Consider the following 14,358-nt stretch of genomic DNA (forward strand, 5'->3'; position numbering starts at 1 on the left):
AAGGAATTGACATGTTTAGCGCCTTTACTAATTGCTTTAAAATTCCCGAACTGCGTCAGCGCATATTTTTGACGCTCGGGTTGATTTTTATCGCTCGTGTTGGCGCGGCAATTCCTCTGCCGGGCATTGACCCGACCCCGTTGCAGGCCTACTACGCTTCCGGCTCCAATGACGGCGGCGGATTGGTTGGTCTTTATAATATGTTCACAGGTGGCGCAATGATGCAGGGTGCGGTTTTCGCGCTCGGCATCATGCCGTACATCAGTGCTTCTATTATTTTGCAGCTTATGGGGGCGGTTGTTCCGAGTCTCGCGCGCCTTATGCAGGAAGGCGAGATGGGCAGGCAGAAAATTTCGCAGTACACCCGTTATCTCACAATTTTAATCGCGGCTGTTCAGGGCATGCTCATGATGTACGCGATTATTTGGAAGCCGGGTACTTTATTTACAGGTTTTGATCCGAATCAGTTCGGAAACATCGTGGTTGCGTCGAATTTATCCTTGTTCTTTGTGACATCGGTAATATTCCTTGTTACGGGGTGCATGATTTTGATGTGGCTTGGGGAGCAGATTACTCAGCGGGGCATCGGCAACGGCATATCTATTTTGATTACGGTCGGCATCGTCGCCGACTTGCCGGGCGCGTTCTCGCAGGCGTACATGCTCGTATTCAACCGTCCGATAGGCGCGGAAGGCGCTGCAATGGGCGGCATACCTCAGGCGGCAATAATGATTGCTCTCTTGCTTGTCGTTACGGCGGCTATCATTGCCGTTACTCAGGCGACAAGAAAAATTCCCGTGCAGTACGCAAAGCGCATGGTGGGCAACAAGATTATGGGCGGGCAGTCCTCATATTTGCCTTTGAAGGTAAATTATGCGGGCGTTATGCCAATTATCTTCGCAAGCGCACTCTTGCTCTTTCCGCAGCAGATTTTCGGACAGTTCAGCCCAACAGTCTATACGACGGTTTATGGCGTCCTCATTTTGCTTTTCAGCTATTTTTGGGTGTCGATTATGTTTAAGCCGTTGCAGATTGCCGATGATTTGAAGCGTTATGGCGGCTACATCCCCGGCGTTCGCCCCGGAGAGCCGACGGCAAAGTTCTTGGACTATGTGATGACGCGTTTGACATTGGCGGGTTCGATATTCCTTTTGATAATTGCGATATTGCCGCAGATGCTGATGATGCAGTGGAATATTCCTCCGAAAATCGCGCACTTCTTTGGCGGTACGGGGGCATTGATTGCCGTTGGCGTCGCTCTCGACACGATGAGGCAGGTTGAAACCTATCTTTTGCAGCGCCACTATGACGGCTTCCTCAAAAAGGGTCGCATTCGCGGGCGCAGTGTGGGCGAAGCCCGCAGGTTGATTGATTCAAACCAGCTTAAATCGCTTTGGGCGCTCTGGACGCCGCTAATCATAATTCTTGTGGTTGGCTTGACTTCTTGGGCTGTTAAGGCGTTTGTTTTATAAGGAGATGCGCCGTTTTTTAAAAGGCGGCGCATTTGAAAAAATGTTCTTTAAAATTTTAATTTCAAAATAGACGGCGCGCCGTATGATTAGCATTAAATCCGAAAGGGAATTGAAAATCATGCGCCAAGCTTGCGTGATTGCCGCGAAAGTGCTAAATGAGCTCTGCCAAATGGCACGTATCGGCATATCCACCTGGGAAATCGACCGGGCGGCCAAAGATATTATGGAGAAGTATTCTTGCAGGAGTGCTTCCTATAAATACAAATGTGGCAGTTTGAAGTATCCGGGTTATATATGCGTATCGGTTAATGACGAGATTATCCATGGAATTGGAACGCCTGAAAGGGTGCTGAAATCCGGAGATATAGTTAGCATGGATGTATGCGTGGTCTATCAAGGGTTCGTAGGCGATAACACTCGAACGGTTGTGATAGGCGAGGCAAGCCCCGAAGTATCAAGGCTTGTCAAAATCACTGAAGAGTCAATGTATGTCGGGATAGCGCAGGCATTGGCGGGCAATCGGGTTGGAGATATTTCCGCGGCAATTCAAAAGTATGTTGAAGATGCGGGATATTCGGTTATCAGGGAATTTACGGGGCACGGAGTCGGCAGGCATTTGCACGAGGAACCCGAAGTTCCGAACTATGGCAAGGCGGGAACGGGAGCGTTGCTTCGCCCCGGAATGACGATAGCCATAGAGCCTATGGTTGCAATGGGCAAGCCCGACATAAAAATCGGTTCGGACGGTTGGACGGTTTATACTTTGGACGGCAAACCGAGCAGTCATTCCGAACACACGGTTCTAATTACGGACGGAGAGCCTGAAATTCTCACTGTCTGCGAGTAGAATTGTTTTTTTTGAAAAAAAAGCTTTTCAAATCGAAAAAAAACATCATTATATAAAATCTTTTAACACATTAAATAAATATGGCACGACTACTCGGTGTTGACATACCAAACAATAAGCGCGTTGAATATGCGCTCAGATACATCTACGGAATTGGCCCTGTACGCGCAAAGTTGATTTGCAAGGAAGCGGGCATTCCAGAAGAAATGCGCGCTCAGGAATTGAACGAAGAGCACATCAACAAAATCATGACGGTGATTGCTGACAACCAGTTCAAGCTTGAAGGCGATTTGCGTCGCGAAATCATGTCGAACTTAAAGCGTTTGAGCGCAATCAAGAGCTATCGCGGTTTGAGGCATATGCGCGGTTTGCCCGTAAGAGGCCAGCGCACAAGCACGAATGCGCGCACCCGCAAAGGCAAGCGCAAGACTGTCGGCGTAGGTCAGAAAGCATAATAAACTTTAAGGATTTTAAATGAGCGAAGAAAAAGAAATAAAGGAAACAACGGTTGCCGAAGAGCAGGTTCAGGAACAGCAGCCTTCCCAGCCGACTGCAAAGGATTTGTTGAGCGAAGAGCTCGGCGAAATCAAAATTCGCAAGGCAAAGGGCAGCAAGAACGTCCACACGGGCGTATGCTCAATCAACGCCACTTTCAATAACACGAAAGTTTCTTTCACTGACCAGCAGGGCAATGTAATCAGCTGGTCGAGCGCGGGCAAAATGAACTTCCGCGGTTCGAGAAAGAGCACCGCTTATGCCGCGCAGGTCGTAACTCAGGACGCAGGCAAGGTTGCCATGAGCCACGGCATGAAGGAAGTCGCAGTGAAGGTAAAGGGTCCGGGCATGGGTCGCGATGCGGCTATTCGCTCTTTGCAGGCATTGGGCTTTATCGTTGTATCCATCGCTGACGTGACGCCGGTTCCGCATAACGGATGCCGCGCCCGCAAACGTCGCCGCGTATAATTTCAAAATCAGGAGAATTTTAAAATGTCTCGTTATACAGGTCCAACACAGAGAATTAATCGCCGTTTCAACACTGCGCTTTTCAACGCAAAGAAGGCTATGACAAACAAGGCGTATTTGCCCGGCATTCACGGGCCGCGTTTGCGCCGCCGCGTCACAGACTATTCCATGGGTCTTACCGAAAAGCAGAAATTGCGCTTTATGTACGGTCTTACCGAAAAGCAGTTCCGCCTCACTTTTGAACGCGCAAAGCGTCAGGGCGGCGTTACGGGTGAAGTGTTTATGCAGCTTTTGGAAGTGCGCCTCGACAACATCGTTTATTTGTTGGGTTTCGGCCGCACACGCAAGGCGGCGCGCCAGCTCGTTACACACGGCCATGTTCAGGTAAACGGCGCAAAGGTTGACATTCCGAGTTTCACATGCAAGCCGGGCGACGTAGTTGAAGTCCGCGAAAAGTCAAGTTCCCGCCAGCTTGCCCAGCGCAGCTTGGACGAATCCGCTTTGCGCAATCCTCCCGCATGGCTCGACAGGGTTGACGGCGCGTTCAAAGGCACCGTAAACCGTCTTCCCATACGCGACGAAATGGATAAGACCATCAACGAACAGTTGATTGTTGAATTCTATTCACGATAATATTTCAATTAACAAAAGGAACTAAAATGGCAAAGCGCCTTGGAAAATTTGAGTTGCCCAAACGTCTTGTAAAAGACGAAGCAACAGCTACCGAAACTTATGCGAAGTTTGTGGCGGAACCTTTTGAAACGGGTTTTGGCTACACAATAGGCAATGCCTTGCGTCGAGTTCTTTTGGGATCGATTGAAGGGGCTGCAATCAGCTCTATCAAGATTGAGGGCGTGGATCACGAATTTCAGAGCGTTGAAGGTATCGTTGAAGACGTTACCGACATCGTTTTGAACCTCAAAAAAATCAAGATTAAGAGCGCGACTCGCGAACCGAAGCGTCTGATGATTGATGTCGAAAAGGAAGGTCCTGTAACCGCCGCCGACATTCAGTTGGATTCGGATATCACAATCGTAAATCCCGAACAGGTAATTTGCACACTCGATTTCAAGCGTCGTTTTGTTGCGGAAGTTGAAATTTGCGAAGGTCGCGGCTGGCGTCCGGCAGAAGAAAACAAGTATGCCGACCAGCCCATAGGTGTAATTCCCGTTGATTCCTTGTTCAGCCCGATTGAATTGGTAAAGTATTCTGTTGACCCGACCCGCGTCGGGCAGATGACTGACTTTGACAAATTGACGGTTGAAATCTGGACAAACGGCTGCATTACTCCCGACGAAGCGATGAAGGAAGCCGCAGTCATCTTGAAGCACCACATCGACGTGTTCGACAAGGTGAACGAGCAGGACATCGAATTTGAAACTGCGGGACGCGAAGTAAGCGAAGAGCAGAACCGTTTGAGGAAGCTCTTGAACATGAGCGTAAACGAAATCGAACTTTCCGTCCGCGCGGCAAATTGCTTAAACAACGCAAACATCACCACTGTCGGCGAATTGGCAATGAAGTCGGAGCAGGAAATGTTGAAATATCGCAATTTCGGCAAAAAATCTCTCAACGAAATTAAGGGTAAGTTGGAGCAGTTGGGCTTGTCTTTGGGTATGAAGATAGACGAACGCCTGATTGATACGGCAACCATATAATACTTTAAAAGAAATTATTTAAAATGCGTCATTCAAAACATAAGCACACATTGGGCGTAAAAAAAGAACACCGCGCCGCCATTATGGCGTCTCTTGCGGCGGCTCTTTTCCGCCATGACAGAATTGAAACAACTCTCGCATCAGCAAAAGCATTGCGTCCGTTTGCCGAAAAAATCATTACTTTGGCAAAGAATGCGGCGGCTTCTGAAGATGCGGCTGTTAAATTGCACTACCGCCGTTTGGCAATCGCCCGCATTCGCGACGTCGAAGCAGTTGCAATGCTCTTTGGTTCAAAAGACAAGGAAGGCAAAGTCTCCAAGTTCGTAAACCGCAAGGGCGGCTATACTCGCATATATAAGCTTGTTCCCCGCGCAGGCGACGCCGCGCACATGGCGTTAATCGAGCTTATCGAAGCCGACGACGAAGGCTATAAGGCGGCAAAGAAACCCGCCGCTAAAAAGACTGCAAAGAAAGTGGCGACAAAGAAAGCCGCAACCAAGAAAACTGCCAAGAAGACAACCAAGAAAGCGGAAGCCGCTCCTGCGGAGGACGCTGAAAAGGCTGCGGAATAAGGGGTTTTCTTTGATTTTTTCAATTCCGCAAACAACGCGTCCTTTTTCGGGCGCGTTTTGCGTTTTTTTCAAGAAAGGCAATGACGATATATTTCACAACTGTGGCTTGCGTTGTTTTGGCGGCGGCCGCCATAAGCGCGTTTCTTGCGGATAGGGCGTATGTAGGTTCCTATCGGAAGAGAATGCGCGAAAATGTCTATCATTGCCTAAAATGCAGGTCGATTTACACATCCCGCGCGGCAGGCGAATCTGCGGTTTGCCCCGTTTGCGGCTATAGAAACGGACGTATCAAATTCTAACAAAAAATACCATGAATCAGAAAATTATAGTTCTCGACTTCGGTTCCCAGTACACGCAGGTTATAGCGCGCCGCATTCGCGAGTGTGGCGTTTATTCGGAAATTTTACCATACAACACAAAAGCGTCCAAAATCAAGGGCGACGATTTGTGCGGCGTGATTTTGTCGGGCGGGCCGGCAAGCGTGCTGTCGCCAAAATCTCCGCGCCCCGATCCGAAGGTGTTTGAGATGGGTGTTCCCGTTTTGGGGATTTGCTATGGTTTGCAGTTGATGGGCAAGATGCTCGGCGGCGAAGTCGTTTCTTCAAAACAGCGCGAATACGGGCATGGCAAGCTTTCTTTCAAGTCTTCCGACAGCCTTCTTTTAAAGGGCATAAAGTCTCCGATGACCGTTTGGAATTCGCACGGCGACCGCTTGGTGAAGCTACCCAAGGGCTTTAAAGCCATAGCGACAACCGAAAATTCTGAATACGCTTTGATTGAGAACAAGGAGCGTAAATTCTTCGGAATGCAGTTCCACCCCGAAGTCGCGCACACCATCGGGGGGATTGAAATCATAAAGAATTTTTTGTTTGGCATCTGTGGTTGCAAGGGCGACTGGAATATGTCTGACTACGTTGAGCGCGCAATCGCGAAAATCCGCGAAACTGTCGGCGACAAGAAGGTGATTTTGGGTTTGAGCGGCGGCGTTGACTCTTCTGTTGCGGCGGCGTTAATCCACAAGGCAATCGGCAACCAGCTTACCTGCGTGTTTGTTGACAACGGGCTTTTGAGAAAGAATGAGCGCAAGTCTGTTGAAGACCTTTTTAAGCGCAATTTCAAAATGCGTTTCATCACAGCCAAGGCGGCTCCGCTTTTCCTCAAAAAATTGAAGGGCGTAACTGACCCCGAACGCAAGCGCAAGATTATCGGCAAGACGTTTGTTGAAGTGTTTGATAAAACCGTAAAGAGCATCGGGCAGGTTGACTTTTTGGCGCAGGGCACGCTTTATCCCGACGTTATTGAAAGTGTTTCAATCGACGGAAATCCCGCATCTTTGATTAAGAGCCACCACAATGTCGGCGGCTTGCCGAAGCGTATGAAGTTAAAACTTCTCGAACCTTTGCGCGAACTTTTCAAAGACGAAGTGCGCGCTCTCGGCAAAGAGCTTGGCTTGGCGCATGACGTATTGTGGCGTCATCCCTTCCCGGGACCCGGCTTGGGCGTGAGGGTTGTCGGCGAAATCACAAAAAAGCGTTTGGACGTATTGCGCGAAGCTGATGCAATCCTCATAGAGGAAATGAAGTCGAGCGGATATTACGGCAAGGTGTGGCAGTCTTTTGCCGTCTTCCTGCCAGTGAAAACGGTTGGCGTCATGGGCGATGAGCGCACATACGACAATGTAATTGCGCTTCGCATAGTGGAAAGCTTGGATGCAATGACGGCGGACTGGGCGCACATTCCTCATGAATTGCTTGCCAAAATTTCAAACCGTATAATTAACGAAGTAAAGGGCGTCAACAGGGTATGCCTTGATATTTCTTCAAAACCCCCGTCAACCATCGAATGGGAATAAAATAGAAATTTTAAATTGCGCTTGGAGCCATATTCCAAGCGCAATTTTTTTTGTCTGCATACGGTTCTTATTTTGCGGGCTTGGAGAAAAATCAAAGTATTTAAACAGCATTTACAATTTGATAAATTTTGGTGAATAGGGTTGTGTTTTTTTCAAAGTTTTAGAATAATTACAAAATGAAAATTACAGATAAGTTAATTGCAAACAGGATACAAATTGTTTGCAGGATTTTGTCGGTTGTATTGTTTTCTTTCGTCTTTATGCTTTTTATTTGCGGTGCATTTGCAAATGATTTTGACTTTTTTGATAAGACTTTTAGGTGGCTTGATAACGTTCTTATAGTTGCGGCAGTTGCGCTTGTTCTGTTTGTATTTGTTTTTGTGATGATTTCTTTTAAGCAAAAAAAGCGTTATGAACTGAAAACAATGCTTCAAATAGATTCGCTTGAAGGGGAAATTGCAAAGCAAGTCTCAATCGAGCTGTGGAATACTTCGCAGGAAGCGTTAAAAATTGAGAAAATCGGATTTTTGTCGGCTCAGTGGCAGAGAAAGAAAGTTCATGGAAAATTTCAAGAAGAGCTTGTTTATTTTCCTGTGGAGGCCGCGATTGTTTCAAATAAAAAGCCGCCGTTTGTTTTGGAGGCGGGGGCATTGGAAGTTGTTACTTTTGATACGGAAGAAATTTTTTCTGCCTATACTATTTACAAGTTTTTTTACGACATTGCTCCCGCCGGCAGAAAATTAAAAATTTTCGACGGCGACGCATCCGAGGGCTGTTTGAGAATACGCGTAAAAGACAAGCGATTGAGATTGTTTTCCAAAAAATCGAAGTCGCTATATTTGCAAGTTTGGTTGATGCTTGCCTGCTTTGTCGCCATATTTTCAGCCTTGTTTTTGTTTGGAAGTTTGTCGAAATGAAAAGGCGGGGGAGCAGGTTTTTGGGGGAACCGGAATTTTTCAACTCAAATTATTGAAAAGCAGTAGGTTGTGCAATGGAAAGGCGCGCCGAAAAAATGCAAAAAACTTTTAAAAAAGTTTGCAATTCAAATGCGCTTATATAGTATAAATATGAGCGTGAAAAAAGTGGGGAAATCGGCGGATTTTTTTAGAAAAAATGCTTGCGTTTTCGCAAAATTTCATTGGCGCAATTTCCCGTTATCTAAAATCAATTTATTAAATAAAAACAAAAAATGGCAGACGACATAAAGAAAAACGACAAGTACGATGCTTCAAAAATTCAAAAGCTTGAAGGTCTTGAAGGCGTAAGAAAACGTCCCGATATGTATATCGGCGACACTCACGAGAGGGGCTTGCACCACTGTGTGTTTGAAATCGTGGATAATTCCATAGACGAAGCTTTGGCGGGGTACTGCACTGTCATAAAGGTTTCCGTGCATTCCGACGGCGCGTGCTCCATTGAGGACAATGGTCGCGGCATTCCTGTTGATATTCACCCTGTGTACAAAATTCCCGCCTTGGAGCTTGTAATGACAAACCTTCACGCGGGCGGCAAATTCGGCAAGGGCGCGTACCAGGTTTCAGGCGGATTGCACGGGGTTGGCGCGAAGTGCGTAAACGCGGTGTCAATCGAATTTTCAGTCGAAGTCCGCAGGGACGGCAAAATCCACAGAATGGAATTTTCGCGCGGCAAGACAACCCGCAAGATGGAAATCACGGGTTCGACCAAAACAACGGGCACTAAAATCACGTTTTTGCCCGACCCCGTGATTTTTGAGGAAACGCGCGAATTCAAATATGAAATTCTAGCAAAGCGTCTGCGCGAGCTTGCTTTCTTGAACCCTGGAGTTCGCATTGTGCTGTCCGACGAGCGCATAAACAAGGAAGAGGAGTTTTGTTTTAAGGACGGCATTGCCGAATATGTGATGTTCCTAAACAAGGCGAAAAATGTCGTAAACCCGAAAGTCATTTCTTTTTCGGGAGATTCCGACGCTCCTTCGGGCGGCAAGATAATTGTTGATATTGCCTTGCAGTACAACGATTCTTACACCGACCAGATTTACGCTTACGCAAACTCTATTTTCAACGTTGAAGGCGGCACGCATCTTAGCGGGTTTAGGACTGCCCTTACGCGCGTCATAAACAATTACGCATCCGCCAACAATTTATTGAAGGAAAAGAAGGATAAAGACATCAAAATTTCAGGGGACGACGTTCGCGAAGGCTTGACTGCCGTAATTTCCGTGAAAGTTCCCGAACCGCGTTTTGAAGGTCAGACAAAGACAAAGCTTTCAAACAGCGAAGTTGACGGCATTGTTCAAAAGGTTGTCGGCGAAAATTTGAAATATTATTTCGAGACAAATCCGCAAATCGCAAAGCGCATCATTGAAAAGACAATCAATGCGGCGCGCGCAAGAGAAGCGGCAAGAAAGGCGCGCGAAACTGTCCGCAAAACGGCAATCAGCGCGGGCGGACTTCCGGGCAAGCTTGCGGACTGCTCCGAAAAAGACCCGTCTTTGTGCGAGCTTTACTTGGTCGAAGGCGACTCTGCGGGCGGTTCTGCAAAGCAGGGGCGCGACAGGCGTTACCAGGCGATTTTGCCGCTTAGGGGCAAGGTCATAAACGTTGAAAAGGCGCGTCTTGACAAGGTTTTGGGCAACAATGAAATCAAGACGATGATTACCGCTTGCGGCACGGGCATTGGCGAAGAGGGCGAAGGCGCGTTCGACATTTCAAAGGCGCGCTACCACAAAATCGTGATTATGACTGATGCCGATGTTGACGGTTCCCACATCAGAACTTTGCTTCTCACTTTCTTCTTCCGCCAAATGCGCGGCTTGATTGAAAACGGATATGTTTATATCGCGCAGCCGCCCCTTTACAAAATCAAACGCCGCAAGAACGAACGCTACGTTATGAACGATGCGGAAATGAACAAGATTTTGATTGAGCTTGGTTCTGAGAATTTGACGCTTGTGCGCTTGTCGGACAATCTCGAATTCAATTCGTCGAAGGTTGATAAAATCGTAGAGCTTTTGTCGAGGCTTGAAACATTGTCAAGCGGCATAACCCGCTACGGTTGCCAGTTCTCTTCCTACATAAATTCGGACAGGGACGGTCTTATGCCGCGCTATGTCGCCCGCATCCGCACGGGCAACAAGGAGGAATTCCGCTTCCTCTTTAACGACGAGGAGCGTTCGCAGTTCTTTGTCGAGTTCGACAATACCGAAGACCTTTTCAGCGCGGCGACCATTCGCGAAGTTCTCGATGAAAACGGCAACAAGGTCCAGCAGCGCATTGGCGTTTATGAAATTTACGAAGCCCACCAAATAGAAAAAGTCTTGCAGGAATTGGAAAAGCTCGGCTTTGACGACAAGGCTTATTCGCCTTCCGACGAGCCGCGCTTCAAGCTCATAGAAAAGAATTCCGACGGTGGAATAGTCGCGCAGGAGACGATATTCACGGCTCTTGAAATGGTTGCGAAAATTCGCGAACTCGGCAAGAGGGGCATGTCAATCCAGCGTTATAAAGGCTTGGGCGAAATGAATCCCGACCAGCTCTATGAAACGACGATGGACCCCGAAAAGCGCACTCTCTTGCGCGTTTCCATTGAAGATGCCGCTTTGGCAGACAGTACTTTTGCAATGCTTATGGGCGAAGACGTGCCGATACGCCGCGCGTTTATCGAAGACAATGCGCTCAACGCATCTTACTTGGACATCTGATTTTAGAAGGAATTTACTATGTACGCAGAAAACGAAAAAGTATTGCCTGCCAGCATTACGGACATAATGCAGGGCGCATACATCGACTATTCGATGTCGGTCATTATTTCCCGTGCGCTTCCCGATGTGCGCGACGGCATGAAGCCTGTGCAGCGCAGAATTTTGTACGCAATGTTGCGCGAAGGGCTGCTCCACAACAGGGCTTTTGACAAATGCGCGGGCGTCGTCGGCGAAGTTCTTAAAAACTACCACCCGCACGGCGACAGCTCCGTTTACGACACATTGGTGCGCCTTGCGCAGGATTGGGTCATGGGTTATCCGCTCGTAATGCCCCAGGGCAACTTCGGTTCAATCGATGGCGACAGCGCGGCGGCATACCGATACACGGAGTGTAAATTGAGCGCGCTTGCCGAAGAGCTTTTGCGCGACATCGACGAAGACACGGTTGACTTTGTGCCGAACTACAAGGAATCGACGACGGAGCCGTCCGTTTTGCCGTCCGCCTTGCCCGCCCTTCTAATGAACGGCTCAACGGGCATCGCTGTAGGCATGACGACAAACATTCCTCCGCACAATCTTGGCGAACTCATAGACGCAACTTGCGCGATTATCGACAATCCTTCGATTTCCATTGACGAAATCATAAAGCTTTTGCCCGGCCCCGACTTCCCGACAGGCGGCGTAATTACCGGCAGAAGCGGCATCGAAAGCTATATGAAAACGGGCAAGGGCATCGTCAAAATGCGTGGCGTTGCGCATGTCGAGGACCTTAAAAACGGCAAGGAACAGATTGTAATCACTGAAATTCCCTACAATGTAAATCGCGCCGCCTTGGTCGAAAAAATCGCGGATTTGGTAAGCGAAAAAGTCATTACAGAAATCAGTGACTTGCGCGACGAGTCCGACAAGAACACCCGCATTGTCATCGAGCTTAAACGCGGCGAAGCTCCGAGAGTCGTTTTGAACAAGCTCTACAAGCATACACCGCTTGAATCTTCTTTCGGCGCGATTTTGCTTGCTCTTGACAAGCGCAGACCAAAGCAGATGAACATCAAGGAAATGATAGAGTGCTACATCGAGCACCGCCGCGACGTCATTTACCGCCGCACGCAGTTCCTTCTCCGAAAGGCGGAAGACAGGGCGCACATTTTGGAAGGCTTTAAAATCGCGCTCAACAACCTCGACGATTTTGTAAAAATTATCCGCGCAAGCAAAAACCGCGACGAGGCAAAGTCTTCTTTGATGGCGAAATATCCGCTTTCGGAACGCCAGACGAACGCAATTTTGGATATGAGGCTCTACCAGCTCACGGGTCTCGAACGCGAAAAAATCGAAAACGAATACATGGAGCTTATGAAGCTCATTCAGGAATACCGTTCAATTCTTGAAAACGAACATAAGCTTTTGAAGGTAATCAAAGAAGACTTGCAGGAAATGCGCAAGAAGTATGCAGGCGTCCGCCGCACGCAGATTGTCGCAGAAGAGGGCGAATTCCGCATGGAAGACGTAATCGCAAACGAAGGCTGCATCATTACGGTTTCGCACAACGGCTTCATAAAACGCACGGGCGTAAGCGCGTACCGCTCCCAAAAGCGCGGCGGCAAGGGCGTAATCGGTTCGGGGCAGTACGACGAAGACTTCATAGAGCATCTCTTTACCGCCTCCACGCACGATTATATCATGTTCTTTATGAACAACGGCAGGGTGTATGTCCACAAGGTTTACGAAATTCCCGAAGGTACCCGAATTTCAAAGGGGCGTTCAATCAAAAATGTTTTGGACTTGCAGCCCGATGAAAAAGTCGCGGCTATGATTTGCGTAAAGAATTTGGACGATGCCGACAAGAGCCTCATTATGGCAACCAAAAACGGCGTCGTTAAAAAGACAGTTCTTTCCGACTACAAAAACTGCCGAAAAGGCGGCATAATCGGCATCAATTTAGATGAAGGCGACGATTTGATTGGCGTTGTTTTGGCTGAAAAAGATTCCGAAGTCGTGCTTATAACCTATGCGGGCATGTCGATTAGATTTAGCGAAAACGATTTGCGCGCGCAGGGCAGGGCGACACGCGGCGTAAGGGGCGTCACCCTCAAAAAGGAAAACGACTGCGTCAAGGCGGTAGTGGTGGTTGACAGCGGTTCAACTCTGCTAATCGCGGGCGAGCTCGGACAGGGCAAGCGCACGAATTACGATGAATATAGGCTTCAAAACCGCGGCGGTTCGGGCGTTATTGCAATCAAAACTCACGGTGTTGCGGGCGCATTGTCAGTGCGCGAAGACGATGAAATTATGATGTTCACACAGGGCGGGCAGGCTGTTCGCTCCCCCGTAAAGGACATCAGAGTAATCGGCAGAACAACTCAGGGCGTTCGCTTGATTAACCTTGCGGAAGGCGACAAGCTTGTCGGTATATCGCGCGTTGTCAATACCCGCGACGGCGACGATGTCTCCGCAGAAGAAGGCGGCGTTGAAGGAAATGCAGAGGCTTCGTCTTCCGAACCTGCGCAGGAATAATTCAATGCTCTTTTGGGCGGCGGAAGGGAAATCCCTTCCGCCGCTTTTTTTGTCCGATTTCCAACTGATAAAAAAATATTTACTTTTTTGTAAAAATGGGAATAATTTACACTTATATTTTTATTAATACGATTCTCGAATGAAGGGGTATTTAAAAGTTAAAAGAGCGATGGATATTTTTATGTCTGTTTCTTTGATTGTGGCTTTATCTCCCATCTTGCTGTTAGGCTATTTGCTCTCAAAAATTTTCGTTTCCAAAAATGCGTTGTTTATTCAAGAACGCGGAGGTTTGTACGAGAGGAAAATCTATGTTTACAAACTTAAAACGATGAAAGACGCTTTTGACAAAGACGGAAATCTTCTTCCCGACGAATACAGAATTTGCAAAGTCGGCTCTTTTTTGAGGCGTTTTTCAATCGACGAGCTTCCCCAGCTTTTCAATGTCTTGAAAGGCGACATGTCTATGATAGGCCCCCGTCCGCTTATGATTTCTACTGTTGAAAGTATGCCCAAGCAGTACCGCCGCAGGTCGAGTGTTTTGCCGGGCATTACGGGGCTTGCCCAAGTCAACGGTCGCAACAATTTAAAGTACAGTGTAAAGTATTCTTTTGACATTGAATATGTTGACAACATTTCGTTTTGGCTCGATTTAAAAATTATATTTCTGACCGTTTTTGCGGTGTTGTTTGCAGATGACAGCACGAAATATACGGACGTTCAAGGGCTTGACGACGTTGGCGGGATTAATAACGACCCCCGCGTCAAAAAATAAAAAAACGGAATAAAGCGGAATGCGAA

General features: G+C 47.9%; 13 protein-coding genes. All 13 read left to right on the forward strand.

What is annotated here, in order from left to right; all coding sequences use genetic code 11:
• Positions 1-11: 11 nt before the first annotated feature.
• The 13 genes from secY to MOX91_RS00285 all read left to right on the forward strand — a co-directional run bounded on the left by secY (position 12) and on the right by MOX91_RS00285 (position 14,332).
• On the forward strand, positions 12-1,472 hold the full coding sequence (gene secY / locus MOX91_RS00225) for a preprotein translocase subunit SecY (protein WP_370396060.1): 1,461 nt from the start codon (positions 12-14) through the stop codon (positions 1,470-1,472).
• Positions 1,473-1,554: 82 nt separating this feature from the next.
• Entirely contained in the window at positions 1,555-2,319 is a 765-nt protein-coding gene (map, locus tag MOX91_RS00230; RefSeq protein ID WP_370396061.1) for a type I methionyl aminopeptidase, read from the forward strand.
• A gap of 80 nt (positions 2,320-2,399) precedes the next feature.
• A complete protein-coding gene (gene rpsM, locus MOX91_RS00235) occupies positions 2,400-2,774 on the forward strand; it encodes a 30S ribosomal protein S13 (RefSeq protein WP_370396062.1) in 375 nt (124 codons plus the stop codon).
• 19 nt (positions 2,775-2,793) lie between these two features.
• Positions 2,794-3,282, forward strand: coding sequence for a 30S ribosomal protein S11 (gene rpsK / locus MOX91_RS00240; RefSeq protein ID WP_370396063.1), 489 nt, complete (start codon positions 2,794-2,796; stop codon positions 3,280-3,282).
• A gap of 24 nt (positions 3,283-3,306) precedes the next feature.
• A complete protein-coding gene (rpsD, locus tag MOX91_RS00245) occupies positions 3,307-3,915 on the forward strand; it encodes a 30S ribosomal protein S4 (protein ID WP_370396064.1) in 609 nt (202 codons plus the stop codon).
• A 26-nt stretch (positions 3,916-3,941) separates the two neighbouring features.
• Positions 3,942-4,940 carry a DNA-directed RNA polymerase subunit alpha gene (locus tag MOX91_RS00250; protein ID WP_370396065.1) on the forward strand — a complete coding sequence of 333 codons (999 nt, stop codon included), beginning with the start codon at positions 3,942-3,944 and terminating at the stop codon, positions 4,938-4,940.
• Positions 4,941-4,963: 23 nt separating this feature from the next.
• Entirely contained in the window at positions 4,964-5,512 is a 549-nt protein-coding gene (gene rplQ, locus MOX91_RS00255; protein WP_370396066.1) for a 50S ribosomal protein L17, read from the forward strand.
• An 80-nt stretch (positions 5,513-5,592) separates the two neighbouring features.
• On the forward strand, positions 5,593-5,811 hold the full coding sequence (locus MOX91_RS00260) for a hypothetical protein (protein ID WP_370396067.1): 219 nt from the start codon (positions 5,593-5,595) through the stop codon (positions 5,809-5,811).
• Positions 5,812-5,822: 11 nt separating this feature from the next.
• On the forward strand, positions 5,823-7,364 hold the full coding sequence (gene guaA / locus MOX91_RS00265) for a glutamine-hydrolyzing GMP synthase (protein ID WP_370396068.1): 1,542 nt from the start codon (positions 5,823-5,825) through the stop codon (positions 7,362-7,364).
• Positions 7,365-7,540: 176 nt separating this feature from the next.
• The gene (locus MOX91_RS00270; RefSeq protein WP_370396069.1) at positions 7,541-8,281 is read left to right on the forward strand and encodes a hypothetical protein; all 741 of its coding nucleotides are present in this window, start codon (positions 7,541-7,543) and stop codon (positions 8,279-8,281) included.
• Positions 8,282-8,553: 272 nt separating this feature from the next.
• Positions 8,554-11,046: a DNA topoisomerase (ATP-hydrolyzing) subunit B gene (gene gyrB, locus MOX91_RS00275; RefSeq protein WP_370396070.1), complete on the forward strand. Its 2,493-nt coding sequence runs from the start codon at positions 8,554-8,556 to the stop codon at positions 11,044-11,046.
• 18 nt (positions 11,047-11,064) lie between these two features.
• A complete protein-coding gene (gene gyrA / locus MOX91_RS00280; protein WP_370396071.1) occupies positions 11,065-13,560 on the forward strand; it encodes a DNA gyrase subunit A in 2,496 nt (831 codons plus the stop codon).
• A gap of 139 nt (positions 13,561-13,699) precedes the next feature.
• A complete protein-coding gene (locus tag MOX91_RS00285; protein ID WP_370396072.1) occupies positions 13,700-14,332 on the forward strand; it encodes a sugar transferase in 633 nt (210 codons plus the stop codon).
• Positions 14,333-14,358: the final 26 nt, after the last annotated feature.

Origin of the sequence: Intestinicryptomonas porci (genome assembly GCF_033971905.1) — a bacterium.
GTDB lineage: Bacteria > Verrucomicrobiota > Verrucomicrobiia > Opitutales > Intestinicryptomonadaceae > Intestinicryptomonas > Intestinicryptomonas porci.